Genomic DNA, 16,198 nt, shown 5'->3' with positions numbered 1-16,198 from the left:
CGAGCGCTGACAGCAGACGCTTGAGGGGCCGAACCCCGCGCGGCGAAGCCGCGCCAATAAACACAGAACCTTGACGAGAAAGGTCACCTCCCCACCTTGGCGAGCAGGGTCACCTTCTCGCCTTGGCGGGCGGGGTCACCTACTCACCCTTGACGGGCAAAGCCTCCCACCCACCTTCACGAGCAAGCTCACCTTCCCACCTTCATGAGCAAACTCACCTTCCCACCCTGGTGAGCAAAGCCCCACTCACCTTCGCAAGCAAAGCCCCCCGGCCTACCTCTTGGGCGACGGCAGCAGCGCCAACTGCCGGCTCTGCGCCACCAGTGCCCCGGTGGAGTCGACCACGATCTGGTCCGAATCGAACATTCCGCCGCCGACCTCGTGGGTGGTGGCGATGATGCGCAGCCAGCCGGGGGCGGGGCGGCGGCGGAGGTAGGTGGTCATCTGGACTGTCGGGGACCAGCCGAAATAGCCGAGGTTGGTCGGGACGGGCGGGCACATATCGGCGGCCATCATCGCGACGTAGGACGCGATCTCGGGGTCGGCCTGATCGGCGGGGCGCGGGCGCAGCCACATGCGCAGCCGGGGTTCGGCGTGTTCGCCGTCGACGAATCGGGCCCATCCCCGGTCCAGGAACGCGTCCATGCCGCGCGCGACGTGCACGATGCGGCCCATCGAGGAGCCGGGTTCGTAGCCGATGGCGTCGGCGGGTGGCTGGATCGGGAGATCGGTGTGTTCGGGCGAATGGAGCGGGGGCCGGTCCGGACCGTCGAGGTGACCGAAGGTGAACGCGGTGCGCACCAGCGGGCGGCCTCGCTGGATCAGCATCACGTCGACCAGGCAGATCTGGCGGCCGACCTTGCGTATGGTCACCTCGTAGAAGACCTCACCGGGTTCCGGGGCGCCCAGGAAGTCGGTGCTGCCCGACAGCGGGGCCATTCCGGCGCGGTCGGGTTCCACGGTCCGCAGCCAGCGGGTGGCGGCGGCGGCCGAGCCGGCGACCATGGTTCCGCCGTGCACCTTGGGTCCGATGGTCCAGATGTTGTCGATGACGCCGCGGTAGCGTCCGGCGCCCGGTTCGTCGGCGGCGAGTTCGGTCAGGGCGCATACCCGGCTGAACGGCGCGTCGGGGTGCACCGTGTCGATATCGGCGCTGAGCTCCGTCTCCGTCGTCATCGATACTCCTCTTCCTCGGCCCCGTGTCCGTCACCGCGCTTCGATACTGCCGGTCCATATTGGTACACAGGCGCCTCAACGGCTCATTCGGGTGCTACTCACCGCGGTACGGACGCGGGGCCACGGGCACCCGTGTGTCACTGTAGGTGCCCGCGGCCCGCGATCCGTGGACGATCACCGGGACTCGATCGGGCTGTGATCGGGCGGGGAGGTGACCGCGGGGTTCAGATGGGTGCGGGCGAAGGTGAGGGTTTTTTCGAGCATCGCCGACCGGGCCGCGGTGGTGCGGGCCTCCTGGGTGTTGATCTCGGCCACGGCGTGCCCGGCGAAACCGGTTCGGACCAGCGTCTCGCATACCTGGGCACAGGGCTGTGTGCCCTCACCCGGGATCAGGTGCTCGTCGTGCGCCGCGCCGCGTCCGTCGGCCAGATGCAGATGCACCAGGCCCGGCCCCATGCGCTCCGCCAGCGCCAGCGCGTCGGTACCGGCGGTCGCGGTATGCGACAGATCGAGGGTGTAGTGGCGGAAGCCGGTATCGGTCGGATCGTAGGTGGGGCTGAACGCGGTAAGTGAAAGGCCGGGACCGCCACGGCGTTCCAGCCGCCGGATATCCCCGGCACGGCGTTTGAACATCCGGTCGGCCCGCATCGGGAACATGTTCTCCACCGCGACCGCGACCGCGCCGTCCTGTTCCAGCGTCCGCACCTGTTCGGCGAAACCTTCGGCATAGCGCCGCTGCCACCGGAACGGCGGATGCACCACCACGGTGTCGGCGCCGAGCGCCTCCGCCGTCCGCACACTGCGCTCCAGTTTGGCCACCGGATCGGCGCCCCAGACGCGCTGGGAGATCAGCAGACACGGCGCATGCACCGCCAGCACCGGCACCGCGTACTTACGCGCGTAGCCGCGCACCGTGGCGATGCTCTGGCTGGCCGGTTCGGCCCACACCATCAACTCCACACCGTCGTAGCCGAGTTCGGCCGCGTACCGGAACGCCGCTTCGGTGTTCTGCGGGTAGACCGACGCGGTGGACAGTCCCACCTTGACTCCGTGCGCCCGGCCACCGTCCCGCGACTCATCCGCGGGAGATCTGCCTGTCATCACTGCCTCGCTCAGCCGGTACTGAGTAGAAATGCCAACGGCCCCAGCGTGACGAACACGCCGACGACCACGGCGATCACGGTACTGAACATATCGTCGGTCCGGCGCAGGATCCGCACCAGTGCGACGAGCCCGAGGATCACGACCACGGCGAGAGCCAGCGCCGCGAGCGGCTGCATCTCCCAGAGTTGTTCGAAACCCTTGAACAACACCATCCCCACCAGTGCCGCACCGACACTCTGGACGCCGAGCATGATCCACTGTTTACGGGGGTCGACGGGAGCCCCGTCGCCGTTCTCGGCGCGGTCGCGGCCGGTGAGCCGTTCGCGGGCCTCCGCGAACTTCCTCGTCCCCGTGAATTTCCCGGAGGCGGCGCCGAGCCGGCCGGTCAGCGCCGCGCGGCCGCGCCCCAGCCGGGATGCGGACTCGCCGGACTCCTCGGACTCCTCCCGCTCATCGTAGAGATCGGGCTCCGATGCGAAATCCGACTCGAAATCACCGGTTTCGGGGCCCAGGTCGCGCGGCATGGGCCCGGGAACCGGCGGCATCGGGCCGTGCACATCGGTGGCGAACATATCGGTGGCATAGCTGCCGGAATCGAAGCCGGCCGCGAAATCACCCGGCCCGTCCGGCTCGGGATAGCCGGGAGCGGGCGGTGCGGGATGGCCCTCGTGGCCACCGGGACCGAAACCGGGCCGATGCCAGGACTCTTCCACCGGGGGTGGGCCGAACTGGGGCCGCTGCGCCGGTTCGGCGGCCGGCCACATCACCGTCGCCTGTTCGGCCGCCGCGTCTTCGGGCCGTCGCTGATCCTCGGGCCACGGCGCCGGTTCGGGGACCGCGTTGGCACCGCGGCGGCGGCGCTGCAGTTCGGGACGGTTCTCCGGTACCGGGCCGGGATCCGGCGGCTGCCACGTCTCGGTGGGCGCCATACCGGGCGGACCCAGCCGGGGCGGGCCCGCCTCGAAACCGGGTGTCCGGTCCGGCCAGGACGGCCCCGCGTCCGGGCGGCCGAAATCCGGCGCCGCGGCGGGCGAACCGAAGTCGGGGGCCGCGAAATCCGGCGCGAATCCTCCGAAATCGGGCCTGCCGTACTCGGCGGGCGCCTCGGGAGCAGCCTGCCGGGCCGCTTCCGCGACGGCCTCCGCCGCGGCCGCGGCCTCGGCCGCTTCGGCGGCGCGCCTGCGGGCGGCCCGGCCGCCGCCCGCAGCGGGCGGTCCGGTCTCCCAGGAGCGATTCGCCCCATCACCGTCGGATTCCTCGTCGGGTTCGGCCCGCCGCCGACGCCGGCCGGCCGGGCGGGTGTCCTCGGCCTCCGGTGCGGGTGCCGGCTCCGGCCAGGATCCCCCGGACGGATCGCCCAGCCGGGCGGGCGCGTCCCCGGCCCCCGGATCGCCGTACGGCGCGAGGGGGTTGTACACGCTGATCGGGCCGGACATCGGCGAGTAGTTCGCGTCCGGGACCGGATACGAGACCTGTTCGCCCGCATATCCGTCCGGCGCGTATCCGCCGGGCCCGCCCGCGTCGTACCCCGCGGGCGCATCGTCGGTATCCGGCGCCGCGTGCGCCGACGCGCCGTTCTCGACTACCGGCAGGTCACCGCTCAGCTCCTCGACCGGGACACCTCGCCCGCCGCGCCTTCTGCGACCGCCGCCGGTGGCCGGTTGCTGGCCGTTGCGGGCGAGTAGTTCGGCCACCGACAGCTGATTCGTATTCCTGCTCATGAAGGCACCGTTTCGATCGGTCCCGCCGACGCGCTGCCGGACGCGACACCGTTACCGGACGCGGTCGCCGGAGCGTTCGTTGTCAGAGGTCCACCATCCATATCGGTATCCAGTTTGCGCAGAATCAGTCCTTCGCGCAGCGCCCATGGACAAATTTCCAGCGTATCGAGGGAAAGCGCGCGCATCGCCGCCTCCGCGACCAGTGCCCCGGCGACCAACTGCTGGGACCTGTCGGCGCTGACCCCTTCGAGTTCGGCGCGATCGGCGGCGGTCATCCGGGAGATGAAGGCGATCAGCTGCCGCAGCCCCGATCCGGTCAGCGTCCGGCGCACCCGCGGCCCGGCGCCGGACGGCGCCGCTCCGGTCAGCCGGGCCAGCGACCGGAAGGTTTTGGAGGTGCCCACGGCCAGATCGGGCCTACCGGCCTCACCCAGTTGTTTCGCGGGGTCGACGAGTTCGGCGGTGAGCCAGTCGCGCAGCAGGGCGATACGCCGCTTGCTCGGCGGATCCTCCGGTAACCATTTCCGGGTGAGCCGGCCGGCGCCCAGTTGCAGCGAGAGCGCGACATCGGGTTCCTCGTCCACGCCGCTGCTCACCTCGAGCGAACCGCCGCCGATATCGAGGTTGATGATCCGGCCCGCGCTCCAGCCGTACCAGCGGCGCACGGCGAGGAAGGTGAGCCGGGCCTCGTCCGCGCCGGCCAGTACCCGCAGGTCCACGCCCGTCTCGGCGCGTACCCGTTCCAGTACCGCATCGGAGTTGGTGGCCTCGCGGACCGCCGAGGTCGCGAACGCCATGAGCTCGGCACACCCGGAGGTGGCGGCCAGGCCGGCGAAATCGGCCACCGTATCCACCAGTTTCTGTTCGCCCTCGGGGGTGATCCGCCCGGCGTCGTCCATGCTCTCGGAGAGTCGTAACGACTCCTTCGTCGAGCTCATCGGCATGGGATGGCCACCCCGATGCGCGTCCACCACCAGCAGGTGGACGGTGTTGCTTCCGACATCGAGGACACCTAGACGCACACGGACACGTTACTTGGTGAACCTGAACGCCGAGCGACCCGGTTGTGGTGTTAGCGTTGAGGGTTGTGACGTCAGGCGCAGCCGCGAACGACTCCGTCCCCGCTCCGACCGATCTTCCGATGCCGAAGATGCGGGCGAGCCGGGAAGTACCACTCGACTTCCCCCGCGAGTGGCTCGAGTTCGTGGACCCAGCCGACGACGAACATCTGATCGCGGCGGATCTCACCTGGCTGATGTCGCATTGGACCTGCGTTTTCGGGACGCCCGCCTGTCAGGGAATCCTGGCCGACCAGCCCGATTCCGGGTGCTGCACCCACGGCGCCTTCCTCTCCGACGACGACGACCGCAAACGTCTGCGTAAAGCGGTCAAGCTGCTCACGCCCCAGGAGTGGCAGCTGATGGGAGAGGCCCGCGACGAAAACGGCAAGATCACCCGGAAGACGTATCTGGAGACCGACGAACTCGGCGGGGAGGCCGCCGAGCGCACCCGCCGGGTCGACGGTGCGTGCATATTCCTGAACCGGCCGGATTTCCCCGGGGGCGCCGGATGCGCGCTGCACATCATGGCCGCGCACCGGGGCGTGGAACCGCATACCGTCAAACCCGACGTGTGCTGGCAGCTGCCGATCCGCCGCACCCAGGATTGGGTGACCAGGCCCGACGGCGTGCAGATCCTGCGGACCGTGATCACCGAATACGACCGCCGCGGCTGGGGTCCGGGCGGGGTGGATCTGGACTGGTATTGCTCGGGCTCTCCGGACGCCCATATCGGCGAGCGCCCGGTCTGGCAGGCCTACCGCGCCGAGCTGATCGAGCTGCTGGGCAAGCCCGCCTACCGCGAACTCGAACGGCAATTGCGGCGCCGTGAGGGCATGCCGCAGGTCGCGGAACATCCCGCGACAACCCGCGCCCGGCGTTCGGCCCGGGCGCGCCAGCAGGAAAACCCGCCGCTACCGGATAGAATTCTGGGACTCGAGCTGCGATAACAGGAGCGGAGCATGCTGCGGAGCCCCTGGATGAAATGGCCGGCCGGTTTCGCGGCGGCCCTGTTCGCTCTCGGCGCCGCCGGTGCCGTGACGAGTGCGGCCGCCGCCGCTCGCCCGCCCGGCGACCCGCACCAGTACTCCGACCGCACCGCCGAGTTCGTCCCACTCGGACATCCGGACGCGCAGGCTGCCGCGGAAACGGGTAAGAAGCTGGTCCTCAGCCCCTACGGCGCCCGCCGCAGTATCGTCTGCCGCGGTGACGGCGCGTCGATACCGCTCTACGACTGCGCTCAGGAGGACGGTCTCGGCCTCGGGTGGGCGCCGCTGCACCGCACCGACACCCTCGTCGGCGAGGTCTGGATCTACTTCCCCTGACCCCGGCCCCGCCCGCGGCGGCTCAGGCCTCCAGTTTGTATCCCAGGCCCCGGACGGTGACCAGGTGTTCCGGGCGGGCCGGATCGGACTCGATCTTCGACCGCAGCCGCTTCACATGCACATCGAGGGTCTTGGTATCGCCCACGTAGTCGGCGCCCCAGACCCGGTCGATCAGCTGGCCACGGGTGAGCACCCGGCCCGAGTTCCGCAGCAGGTATTCGAGCAGGTCGAACTCCTTGAGCGGCAGTGTCACCGGTTTACCGTTGACCAGGACCGTGTGCCGGTCCACGTCCATCCGCACCGGGCCGGCCTCCAGCACACCGTTCTCGCTGCCGGAGTCCAGCTCGTCACCGGCGCCGCGGCGCAGCACCGCCCGGATCCGGGCGATGAGTTCGCGCGCCGAGTACGGCTTGGTGACGTAGTCGTCGGCGCCCAGTTCCAGGCCGACCACCTTGTCGATCTCGCTGTCGCGAGCGGTGACCATGATCACCGGGACACCGCTGCGGGTGCGCAGCTGTTTGCAGACATCGGTGCCGCTCATACCGGGCAGCATCAGGTCGAGCAGCACGATATCGGCGCCGGACCGGTCGAACTCCGCGAGCGCGGACGGCCCGTCGCCCACCACCGTGACCTCGAAACCCTCCTTGCGCAGCAGGAAGGCGAGCGGATCGGCCAGCGACTCCTCATCCTCGACGATCAACACACTCGTCATCTGCGTGCCTCCACACCATTCGTTCGGCCCGGCCCGGAGGGGCGCGGGCTGGTTTCTCTTTTAGTCAGCACGGGCGGATCGGCATTACTGCCGTCGGCCTCCTGATGCGCGGGTATGCGCAGGGTGAATGTCGAGCCGGTGCCGAGTTTGCTCCACAGCGTGATCTCACCGTTGTGGTTGGCGGCCACATGCTTGACGATAGCCAGTCCCAGTCCGGTACCGCCGGTGGCGCGGGAGCGCGCCTTGTCGGAGCGGAAGAACCGTTCGAATACGCGTTCCTGATCGTCCTTGGCGATACCGATCCCCCGGTCGGTGACCGCCATCGCCACGTAGGTGCCGCGTACCGACCGGCTCACCGACACATGGGAGCCCCGGGGCGAGTAGGCGATGGCGTTCTCGACCAGATTGGACAACGCGGTGATCAGCAGCGTTTCGTCGCCGAGCACTTCGAGCCCGCTGGGCCGGTCGGTGCTCACGGTGATCCCGGCGGCCTCGGCGGCGGTCCGGGACCGGTCCACGGCCTGATTGACGACCGTGTCCACGTCCACGACCTCGAGTTCGGGGAGTTTCTCCGCGCCCTGCAGCCGCGACAGCGCGATCAGCTCGGTGACCATCTTCCCGAGCCGGCTGGACTCGGCGAGCACCCGCTGGCCGAAATGCCGGACCGCCTCCGGATCGTCGGCGGTTTCCAGCAGCGCCTCGGCCAGCAGGCTCATCGCCCCGACCGGCGTCTTGAGCTCGTGGCTGACATTGGCGACGAAATCGCGACGCGTCGCCTCCATCCGCGCCTGTTCGGAATCGTCGTCGGCGAACAGCACCGTGAAATTGGTCTCCTCCGGCGACAGCGGCCGCGCCAGCCCGCGGACCGCGATACGGCCCCGGCCCGGCGTGGGCTTGTCGGCGGTGAGATCGAATTCCGATGATTCGCCGCTGGCCAGCACCTTCTCCACCGCGGCCCAGGCCCGTTCGTCGAGCAGCCGGTCGCGGACCAGGCCCAGCTCCTCGGCCCGTGGGTTCACCAGCACCACATCGCGGTATTCGTCCACCACCGCGATACCGCTTTCGGAGGCCAGCACGATCAAGTCCAGGACCTGTGACATGGTGAGGCCGGAGTCGGCCTGCCGCCGCTGAGCCGTCCGCGCGTTCACGTATGGGATCAGAAGTCCACCGACGGCCAGTCCGACGACAGCCGCCAGGACTGCCAGCAAAACGGCCTGGGGAACGCTCACATCAAGAATCGTACGGTCGACTACAGGTAAACAAACCCGGGGTCGGTGAAGTTTCACGCAGGTCACGGGCGATTATTGCGGCGTTCTCCGGGCGTTTACTCATTGTTCGGCACCCGAACGTTCCGGCCGCGGCCCGGGCGTGTTCACCACCCCGGCAACCGCAGAACCCCGTTGTGTCTGGGACACAACGGGGTTCGTGGCGCGAGCGGCTACCCGGGCGGCGTCACCATCCGGGATCACCGCGCACCGGCAGGTTGACGAAACTCGGCCGGTTCGGGTCGAGCTGCACATGCTGTGGTTTCAGTCCGGTGTCGATGAGCATCGGCAGCGGCGGCACACCCTTGGGCGGGTTGCCCGCGTAGACGTCCACCCGCAGCCGGTGCCCCGGCTCCAGCCGCGCCTCGATGGCGGGGACCGCGATATCCAGGGTGGTCACCTCGCCGGGCACGGTGAGCTCGCGGCTGTCGATCGAGGTGTACGGGCGCGGATCGGTGTAGTCGCCGTTGGCGGATCGGCTGCTGAGCGAATCGTCGATCGCCCGCAGCGAGGCCATCAACTGTCCCGACGACAGCACCCGCGACTGCCCGTCGGGCGCCACATCGTTGACGGTCACCGACCAGTAGCCGTCGGCCGCGTCCTGCACGGTCTGCAGGTGGACGGCGATCGGGCCGGAGACGTCGACCGCCGTGGCGACCGGAGCGCTGGTGAAGGTGAGACCGTTGGATTCCTGGATCCGGGAATCCGCGCCGCAGGCGTTGACGATCGCGATGATCCCGGCGGTGGCCTGGCCCGCGTCATTGGAGCAGAGACCGGTCAGCCCGGGGGCCACCGTCAACCGCGCGGAACTGTCGGCGGTCGTTCCCAGCGACCCGTCGTGCACGCTGTGCCCGCCCGTCCCGCTGGGCGCGGCGGACAGATACATCCGCCGGTACTCGGCGGCCTGATCGGCGGGGGCGCTCTCGCCGAACCCGTCCCGGGTCACCCAGCCGCCGCCCTGCTGCCGCAGCGTGACCGGGCCGTACCCGTCGATCCCGTTGTCGATCCCCTTCAGCCATTTGTCGAACCACGCGCGCTGCAGCACGTCCAGGCGCGGCGGCAGCCCCGGCTTACCCGATTCACTACCCGAGTTGATGTGATAGGTATCGCCCATGAGCAGCTGTTTCTGCCCGGCCGGCAAGGGGATCTGGTTGTAGATCTGCGACTCCGAATAGGTGAACAGATCGTGCCAGCCACCGGTGACGAAGGTCGGCACCTGCACCCGGGCCGGGTCTCCCAGCCAGGCCTGCCGGTCGGGGCTGTCCGCGCGGATCATCGCCTGCAACCGCGGATCCAGATCCTCCACCCGCGGCGTGGTGTAGGCATCGAGGAACACGTCGAGGTAGGTGAACGGCGAGGACAGCCGGTCGTGCAGCCACTGCTGGTCGAAGGTCCCGGTGACCATCGACTGCACATCCGGCATCCATTTGGTCAGGTTGATCAGCGACATCCACAGCGGGATGAAGTTGAACCCGAACCCGCCCCCGGGCATGAGCACGTCCTGGGTCAGATCGCTGCCGGGCACCACCGGGAACAGCGCCTTCAGCGCGGGCGGATGCTGTTCGGCCGCCTGCAGCTGGTTGATACCGGAATACGACATGCCGGTCATCCCGACCTGACCGTCGGACCACGACTGCCGCGACGCCCAGTCGATCACCTCGACGGTGTCCTGCTGTTCGCGCTGCCGCAACATATCCCAGACACCCTGGGAGAACCCGGTGCCCCGGACATCCACGACGATTTGCACGTAGCCGCTCTTCACCAGCTGCCGGTCCACGGCGAAATTACGCATCGCGCCGCCACCGAGTGCCTTGGTGAGATCGGTCAGGCCCGACAGCGGGGTCCCGGTCATATCGATATCGCGGGCGAGCTGGTCGACGGCGGCGGAGACACCGGGCACCGAACCCATATGGTCGACCAGGTTCGAGGCCAGTTTCGTGTAGGGGGTCATATTGACCAGCACCGGAGTGCGGGTGTCGATGGGCCGGGAGGCGGTATCGGCCGGCCGGTAGACATTGGCCTTCAGTACCGTGCCGTCGCTCATAGTGATCGGCACATCCCAGGAGATGTGGATGTTCGGATACTGCTGGGGCCCGTCGTGGGTGGCCGCCCACTGCGCACCGGCCGCTCCGCCGTCCGGACCGGTGGCCACCGGCGCCGCGACCGCACTACTACCCAGCATCGGCGCCAGCAGCACGGCGGCGGCCAATGCCACTGTGGCTCGGAGCATGATTCTCATCAACCGTGATCCATCTCTCGGACTGGTCGGACGTTCGAGAGCATACACAGCGTTACCAACGAGTAACGACGAATTGGCCGCCTGGTCGCGGCAGTCCCAATTCAACGCCGGATCCAGGTAATTCACCACGAATCGGAGCCGCGCGTTTCGTGCCGGGTCACAACGGAAACAGGGCGCGATCGCCGACGCCCAGGACCGGCGGTGCCGCGACCCGCGGGGGGTCGCGGCACGGAAAGACCGGTTTACCGGCCGCCCTGATTGGCGACCGCGGCCGCGCCCGCGGCGGCCGCCTCCGGATCCAGGTACTCCCGCGGGCGCACCGGGCGCAGATCGTCGTCGAGTTCGTAGCGCAGCGGAATCCCGGTGGGGATATTCAATCCGGCGATATCGTCGTCGGAAATTCCGTCCAGATGTTTGACCAGTGCGCGCAGCGAATTACCGTGCGCCGCCACCAGAACGGTCTTTCCGGTCAGCAATTCCCGCGAAATGGTCGATTCCCAGTAGGGCACCATCCGGTTCACCACATCGAGCAGGCATTCCGTACGCGGGACCTCGACTTCCGCGTAGCGCGGATCGCCTTCCTGGCTGTACTCGTCGGCCGGGTCGATCTGCGGCGGCGGGGTGTCGTAGCTGCGCCGCCACAGCATGAACTGGTCCTCGCCGTACTCGTCGCGGATCTGGGCCTTGTTCTTACCCTGCAGGGCCCCGTAGTGCCGCTCGTTGAGCCGCCAGTCCCGGATCACCGGGATCCAGTGCCGGTCGGCGGCGTCCAGCGCGATATTCGCCGTCATGATGGCGCGGCGCAGCAGCGACGTGTAGACGACATCGGGCAGGATGCCGTGCTCGGCCAGCAGTTCGCCCGCCCGCTTCCCCTCGGCGACGCCCTTGTCGGTGAGATGCACGTCCACCCAGCCGGTGAACAGGTTCAGGGCGTTCCATTCGCTCTCGCCGTGGCGCAGCAAAACGAGGGTGTAGGTCATGCCGGTCATCCTGCCATGGCCCGGCCGCGCATCTTTCGCGTGCCCGGGCCCGCCCGACCTCGGGATCGACGCCACCGGGACCGGCCGCGGTCGGGAGCGCGGGTCGCGGGCGGCGGCCGGGCGGACCCCTAGGGCGGTCCGGATGGCTCCGCGACAACGAACGGATCGAGCGGCGAGCGAGCGAGTACGGCGGCGCCCACGAGCGTGGCCCCGTCGTCGATCCTGGACGGTACGACCCGGAGGCCGCGGAGAAAGGTCAGCCCGGCATGCCGTCGCACCGATTCGCGCAACGGCCGCCAGAGCAGGGCACCCGAATGGGCGAAGCCACCACCGACGACCACGAGGTCCACATCCAGCAGTGCCGCCGCCGAACAGATCGCCCGGCCGAGCGCGGTGCCGGCGCGGGCCAGCGCCGCCGTCGCGATCGGATCGCCCGCGCGGGCCGCCACCGCGAGCTCGGCACCGGTTTCCCCGTCCCAGCCCTGCTCCCGGGCCCAGCGCGCGGAGGACATCCCGCTCGCCACCGCTTCCACGCATCCCACCCCGCCGCAGGCACAGGGCACATCCTGACCCGGGACCACGATATGGCCGATATGCCCGGCATTGCCGGTGCGACCCAGCGCTACTCGCCCGTCCACCAGGATCCCGCCGCCGATACCCGACGAGACCGTCATCGCCAATCCGTTGCGCACACCCCGCAGCGCCCCCGAATGTTGTTCCGCGAGCGCGAGGCACGCGCCGTCGATCGCGAAACGCACGGTCGCGGTGGGGAAAAGCTCTTCGACGGCCGCCACGATCGGGAACCCGGCACGCCACTCCGGGATATTGAGCGGACCCGCCACCCCCGCGGGTGCGTCCACCGGGCCCGCCGATCCGATCCCGACCGCGCGCACCGCCGCCCCGGCGGCGACCGCGCGCAACAGCCGGCGGCACTCCGGCCAGACCTCGGCCGCCGGAACCGCCGCCCGGCGCACCGCGTACACCCGGCCCGCCGGATCGACGAGGCCGGCGGCGAACTTCGTCGCCCCGATATCCAGCGCCAGAACCGCCATCGACTCCTCCAAGGGTCACTTCGCCGCTCCGATTGTCGCCCACTCCGCTGGTCCCGGATGCCCGCCCGAGCCGGATCAAAATATTCCTTGACTTGAATATTCACTTTGATGAATACTTTGGTCATGGATCGGATAGCCGCGGCCCTCGCGGACAGCGCGCGCTGGCGTCTCGTCGAACTGCTCGCCGAGCGCCCGCGCTCGGTCGGGGAACTGGCCGAGCTGACAGGTCTGCGGCAACCACAGACCACCAAACATCTCCAGACCCTGGCGCGCGCGGGCCTGGTCACGGTATTTCCACTGGGGCAGCGCCGGGTCTACGCGCTGGAGGCACCGCCGCTGCGCGACCTCCGGGCCGGGCTGGACGAGCTGATCGCCGGTATCGAGGCCCACGCCGGCGACCGGGACGCCGTCGCGCGCTACAGAGCCGCCATCGAGCGCGAAACCACCGCCGCGGACCGGCGACACTGGGCGGACGGCCGCACCTTCGTGTTCGAACGCGAACTCCCCGCCCCGCCGGCGACGGTCTGGCGGTTCTGGGCCGACGCCGATCTGCTCGCGTCGTGGTGGGCTCCGGCGCCGATGACGGTGATCGAATGCGGGTTCACCCTCCGCCCCGGCGGGCCGGTGGTCCTCGAGTATCGCGATGCCGAGGGCGTCCGGTACCGCTCGGCGGGCCGGGTCGAGGAGGCGACGGCTCCCGACCGGCTCGTCTTCGACCTATCCCTATCCGACGCCACCGGCGCGACCACCTTCACCGGCCACTACGACCTCACCCTCACCACGGCCCCGGCGGGCACGCGATTACGCCTCACCCTCGCCATCACCGAGACCACCGTCGAGGCCGCCCCCTATATCGCCGGTATCGAAACCGGCTGGGCCCAGGTACTCGACAACCTCGCCACCGCGATCGGCAGCACCGACCGCACCCCACCCCACACCGATGAAGCAGGAGCACAATCATGACGGACACGACCGGACGGACGGTACGAGCCAATATCAGTCTCACCCTCGATGGGCGCTACAGCGGCCCCGGTGGCCCCACCGATCTGGGCGCCATCGTCCCCTACGCGGTGACCGACGTGGCGCGCGATCATCTCACCCGGATATGGGAAGGCGCGACCACCGCGGTACTCGGCCGGGTCAACGCCGAAGGCTTTCTGGGTTTCTGGCCGACCGTCGCACAGGACGAGAATGCCGATCCACGCGACCGCGGCTATGCGAAATGGCTGGTCGACGCTGAAAAGGTGGTGCTGTCACGCACTCTGGCCGAAGCGCCGTGGGAACGCGCGCGGATAGTGAACGCCCCGGCCGCCGAGGTCGTCGCCGAGTTGAAGGCGACCGGATCGGGCAATATCCTCGTCAACAACAGCGTCAGCGTGATCAGGGCGCTGCTCGCCGCCGATCTGCTCGACCGGCTGTATCTCATGATCTGCCCCGAGATCGCCGGCGACGGGCAGCGCCTGTTCGACGACGGCCTGCCCGCTTCGAAATGGACACTCCGGCATCAGGAAACCGGCGAGCTGGGCGAAATCGCCCTGATCTACGACCGCACTCGCTGATACCGGCCTGCGGGCGGCGCGGAGCCGCCCGCAGGGCCCGCGGCTCAGTTGGTGTCGGAGGAATCCACCAGATGCTCGAACGCGCGCAGATTCTTCAGCGATTCACCGCGCGACACCCGCCACTTCCATTCCCGGCGAATGGATTCGGCGAAGCCGAGCTCGAGCAGCGTATTGAAATCACCGTCCACCGCCTCGAGGATCTGGCCGAAGATACGGTCCAGTTCCTCCGCGGTCACCGAATGGGTGGCCGCCCGGCCCACCAGGTAGATATCGCCCACTTTGTCGAGGGTGTACGCGACGCCGTAGAGACGGCGGTTGCGGCGCAGCAGATACTTGTACACGCCTTCGAAATTCTCGTCGGGCTTACGACAGACGAACGATTCGAAACGCACCCCGTGCCCACCTACCGTGAGCATCACGTTCGTCTTCAGCTTGCGCTCACCCGGCAGCACGGCCACGAACACATCGTCGCCGGTCCGGGTGTATTCGATCTCCCGATCCCGCAGCGTCTCCTCGACCACCCGGGCCGTATCGGATACCTCGCTCATCTGCGCACTCCCGTCCGGCGCCGCCACAGCGCCCGCGATCTGGCCTGGCTCTCGCCGAGAATAGCCGGACCGCGACCGTAGTCGGACAACGCGGCGGTATAGCTGTCGAGCAGCTTGTCCGCCGTATGCGCCCAGGAGAAACCGGCGGCATGGACCACCGCGTGCTCGCCCATCTCCCGCAACCGCGCAGAATCGTCGAGCAGGTATTCCAGCGCACCGGCCCAGTCGGGGGTGCGATGACCGGAGACCAGCAGCCCGCTGTGCTCATGCCGCACCGCGGTACCCAGCCCGCCGACCGCGGCCGCCAGCACCGGCGTACCGCTGGCCTGCGCCTCCAGCGCCACCAGCCCGAACGACTCGTTGTAACTGGGAACCGCCACCAGATCCGCGGCCCGGTACACCTCGACCAGCCGGTCCGGTGGTTGCGGCGGCAGGAAGGTCACCCGGTCGCCGATCCCCAGTTCGGCGGCCAGCTCGATCAGCGCATCCGGCCGCTCCAGCCCGGACCCCGACGGCCCACCGACTATCAACGCCCGCAGCCGCCGCCCCGGCCGCCGCCGCACCGCCTCCGCGACCGCGCGCACCAGCACATCCGGCGCCTTCAACGGCTGGATCCGGCCCACGAAGGCCACGATCTCCTCGTCCGCGGCCAATCCCAGCCCGGCCCGCGCCTGCAACCGGTCGCCCGGCCGGTACCGGTTGAGGTCCGCACCGGGCGGGACGATATCGATCCGGTCCGGCAGCGCGCCGTACAGCTCCATCAGCTGCCGGGCCTCCTGCGCGGTATTGGCCGTGAGGCGATCCGCCTCCGCGATGACCTGCTTCTCGCCGATCTCCCTGGTCGCCGGCTCCGGAGAATCGCCCTCCGCCAAAGCCGCGTTCTTCACCGCGGCCAGCGTATGGGCGGTATGCACCAGCGGCACCCGCCAGCGATCCCGCGCCAGCCAGCCCACCTGCCCCGACAGCCAGTAGTGCGAATGAATCAGGTCGTAATAGCCGGGAAGATGGCGGGCCTCCTGCCGCAACACCTCGGCCGTGAACGGGCACAACTGGGTCGGCAGATCGTGCTTGTCCAAACCCTCGAACGGCCCGGCCACCACATTGCGCACCAGCACCCCCGGCGCGGCCTCCTGCACAGGCGGCAGATTCGACGAGGTCGCGCGGGTGAAGATCTCGACCTCGGTCCCGCGCCGCGCCAGCTGTTCGGCGGTCTGCAGCACGTACACGTTCATCCCACCCGCATCCCCCGTACCCGGCTGGGCCAGTGGTGAGGTGTGCACCGTCAGCACGGCGATTCGGTTCGGCCGGCGGTCCGGGCGTTGACTCACGATATCCATACTGCACGGTGCAACGCCCCGACCCGACGGCTCCTTCCCTCGCCGTGAAAGTCATCACAGTAATTCTGGAGCGGCTCCGCCGCTCGAGGGTGGGGCCCCGGGGAGCCCGGTTCTTCACTCCC

The 16,198-nt window shown here is 69.2% G+C and carries 15 protein-coding genes; 4 read left to right on the top strand and 11 right to left on the bottom strand.

From position 1 onward, the window contains the following. Positions 1-273 precede the first annotated feature (273 nt). The 4 genes from ACWDU1_RS16060 to ACWDU1_RS16045 all read right to left on the bottom strand — a co-directional run bounded on the left by ACWDU1_RS16060 (position 274) and on the right by ACWDU1_RS16045 (position 5,023). Positions 274-1,176 carry a thioesterase family protein gene (locus ACWDU1_RS16060; RefSeq protein WP_449999196.1) on the bottom strand — a complete coding sequence of 301 codons (903 nt, stop codon included), beginning with the start codon at positions 1,174-1,176 and terminating at the stop codon, positions 274-276. A gap of 174 nt (positions 1,177-1,350) precedes the next feature. Next, entirely contained in the window at positions 1,351-2,277 is a 927-nt protein-coding gene (locus tag ACWDU1_RS16055) for a sugar phosphate isomerase/epimerase family protein (protein ID WP_449999195.1), read from the bottom strand. Between the two features lie 11 nt (positions 2,278-2,288). Further along, the gene (locus ACWDU1_RS16050) at positions 2,289-4,001 is read right to left on the bottom strand and encodes a hypothetical protein (RefSeq protein WP_449999193.1); all 1,713 of its coding nucleotides are present in this window, start codon (positions 3,999-4,001) and stop codon (positions 2,289-2,291) included. Then, the gene (locus ACWDU1_RS16045) at positions 3,998-5,023 is read right to left on the bottom strand and encodes a Ppx/GppA phosphatase family protein (protein ID WP_449999190.1); all 1,026 of its coding nucleotides are present in this window, start codon (positions 5,021-5,023) and stop codon (positions 3,998-4,000) included. The genes ACWDU1_RS16050 and ACWDU1_RS16045 overlap by 4 nt, the downstream gene beginning before the upstream one ends. A 119-nt stretch (positions 5,024-5,142) precedes the next feature. On the opposite strand from ACWDU1_RS16045, the gene ACWDU1_RS16040 reads away from it, so the two are divergent. Both ACWDU1_RS16040 and ACWDU1_RS16035 read left to right on the top strand, forming a co-directional pair. Beyond that, the gene (locus tag ACWDU1_RS16040; protein WP_449999189.1) at positions 5,143-6,009 is read left to right on the top strand and encodes a hypothetical protein; all 867 of its coding nucleotides are present in this window, start codon (positions 5,143-5,145) and stop codon (positions 6,007-6,009) included. A 12-nt stretch (positions 6,010-6,021) separates the two neighbouring features. Next, on the top strand, positions 6,022-6,384 hold the full coding sequence (locus ACWDU1_RS16035) for a hypothetical protein (protein ID WP_449999188.1): 363 nt from the start codon (positions 6,022-6,024) through the stop codon (positions 6,382-6,384). A 22-nt stretch (positions 6,385-6,406) separates the two neighbouring features. Here the strand turns inward: ACWDU1_RS16035 and ACWDU1_RS16030 are convergent, their stop codons facing one another. From ACWDU1_RS16030 to ACWDU1_RS16010, 5 genes are all read right to left on the bottom strand, one after another. Next, positions 6,407-7,096, bottom strand: a complete 690-nt coding sequence (locus ACWDU1_RS16030; RefSeq protein ID WP_449999186.1) for a response regulator — start codon at positions 7,094-7,096, stop codon at positions 6,407-6,409. Then, complete coding sequence (locus ACWDU1_RS16025) at positions 7,093-8,325, bottom strand: sensor histidine kinase (RefSeq protein WP_449999185.1); 1,233 nt, start codon at positions 8,323-8,325, stop codon at positions 7,093-7,095. The genes ACWDU1_RS16030 and ACWDU1_RS16025 overlap by 4 nt, the downstream gene beginning before the upstream one ends. Positions 8,326-8,548: 223 nt before the next feature. After that, positions 8,549-10,600, bottom strand: coding sequence for a CocE/NonD family hydrolase (locus ACWDU1_RS16020; RefSeq protein ID WP_449999184.1), 2,052 nt, complete (start codon positions 10,598-10,600; stop codon positions 8,549-8,551). Positions 10,601-10,842: 242 nt separating this feature from the next. Then, complete coding sequence (locus tag ACWDU1_RS16015; protein WP_449999183.1) at positions 10,843-11,589, bottom strand: phosphoglyceromutase; 747 nt, start codon at positions 11,587-11,589, stop codon at positions 10,843-10,845. A 119-nt stretch (positions 11,590-11,708) separates the two neighbouring features. After that, the gene (locus tag ACWDU1_RS16010; RefSeq protein ID WP_449999181.1) at positions 11,709-12,632 is read right to left on the bottom strand and encodes an ROK family protein; all 924 of its coding nucleotides are present in this window, start codon (positions 12,630-12,632) and stop codon (positions 11,709-11,711) included. 123 nt (positions 12,633-12,755) lie between these two features. On the opposite strand from ACWDU1_RS16010, the gene ACWDU1_RS16005 reads away from it, so the two are divergent. Together ACWDU1_RS16005 and ACWDU1_RS16000 are read left to right on the top strand one after the other, a co-directional pair. After that, positions 12,756-13,595: a metalloregulator ArsR/SmtB family transcription factor gene (locus ACWDU1_RS16005; RefSeq protein ID WP_449999180.1), complete on the top strand. Its 840-nt coding sequence runs from the start codon at positions 12,756-12,758 to the stop codon at positions 13,593-13,595. Continuing rightward, complete coding sequence (locus ACWDU1_RS16000) at positions 13,592-14,191, top strand: dihydrofolate reductase family protein (protein WP_449999179.1); 600 nt, start codon at positions 13,592-13,594, stop codon at positions 14,189-14,191. Before ACWDU1_RS16005 ends, ACWDU1_RS16000 begins: the two co-directional genes overlap by 4 nt. Before the next feature lie 44 nt (positions 14,192-14,235). Here ACWDU1_RS16000 and ACWDU1_RS15995 read toward each other — a convergent pair whose 3' ends face one another. Further along, a complete protein-coding gene (locus ACWDU1_RS15995; protein ID WP_449999178.1) occupies positions 14,236-14,739 on the bottom strand; it encodes a YbjN domain-containing protein in 504 nt (167 codons plus the stop codon). Further along, the gene (gene mshA / locus ACWDU1_RS15990; RefSeq protein ID WP_449999176.1) at positions 14,736-16,076 is read right to left on the bottom strand and encodes a D-inositol-3-phosphate glycosyltransferase; all 1,341 of its coding nucleotides are present in this window, start codon (positions 16,074-16,076) and stop codon (positions 14,736-14,738) included. The genes ACWDU1_RS15995 and mshA overlap by 4 nt, the downstream gene beginning before the upstream one ends. Between the last annotated feature and the right edge of the window lie 122 nt (positions 16,077-16,198).

It is taken from the genome of Nocardia sp. NPDC003345 (genome assembly GCF_053589395.1).
The sequence above is the reverse complement of the archived record's forward strand: the minus strand, read 5'-3'. Positions and strand labels throughout refer to the sequence as shown.

Excerpts from the sequence above, each read along its gene's own strand:
- ACWDU1_RS16010 (WP_449999181.1), bottom strand. The coding sequence starts at position 12,632 with ATGGCGGTTCTGGCGCTGGATATCGGGGCGACGAAGTTCGCCGCCGGC.
- ACWDU1_RS15995 (WP_449999178.1), bottom strand. The coding sequence starts at position 14,739 with ATGAGCGAGGTATCCGATACGGCCCGGGTGGTCGAGGAGACGCTGCGG.
- ACWDU1_RS16035 (WP_449999188.1), top strand. The coding sequence starts at position 6,022 with ATGCTGCGGAGCCCCTGGATGAAATGGCCGGCCGGTTTCGCGGCGGCC.
- ACWDU1_RS16040 (WP_449999189.1), top strand. The coding sequence starts at position 5,143 with ATGCCGAAGATGCGGGCGAGCCGGGAAGTACCACTCGACTTCCCCCGC.
- ACWDU1_RS16000 (WP_449999179.1), top strand. The coding sequence starts at position 13,592 with ATGACGGACACGACCGGACGGACGGTACGAGCCAATATCAGTCTCACC.
- ACWDU1_RS16005 (WP_449999180.1), top strand. The coding sequence starts at position 12,756 with ATGGATCGGATAGCCGCGGCCCTCGCGGACAGCGCGCGCTGGCGTCTC.
- ACWDU1_RS16020 (WP_449999184.1), bottom strand. The coding sequence starts at position 10,600 with ATGAGAATCATGCTCCGAGCCACAGTGGCATTGGCCGCCGCCGTGCTG.
- ACWDU1_RS16055 (WP_449999195.1), bottom strand. The coding sequence starts at position 2,277 with ATGACAGGCAGATCTCCCGCGGATGAGTCGCGGGACGGTGGCCGGGCG.
- ACWDU1_RS16060 (WP_449999196.1), bottom strand. The coding sequence starts at position 1,176 with ATGACGACGGAGACGGAGCTCAGCGCCGATATCGACACGGTGCACCCC.
- ACWDU1_RS16030 (WP_449999186.1), bottom strand. The coding sequence starts at position 7,096 with ATGACGAGTGTGTTGATCGTCGAGGATGAGGAGTCGCTGGCCGATCCG.
- ACWDU1_RS16015 (WP_449999183.1), bottom strand. The coding sequence starts at position 11,589 with ATGACCGGCATGACCTACACCCTCGTTTTGCTGCGCCACGGCGAGAGC.
- mshA (WP_449999176.1), bottom strand. The coding sequence starts at position 16,076 with ATGGATATCGTGAGTCAACGCCCGGACCGCCGGCCGAACCGAATCGCC.
- ACWDU1_RS16050 (WP_449999193.1), bottom strand. The coding sequence starts at position 4,001 with ATGAGCAGGAATACGAATCAGCTGTCGGTGGCCGAACTACTCGCCCGC.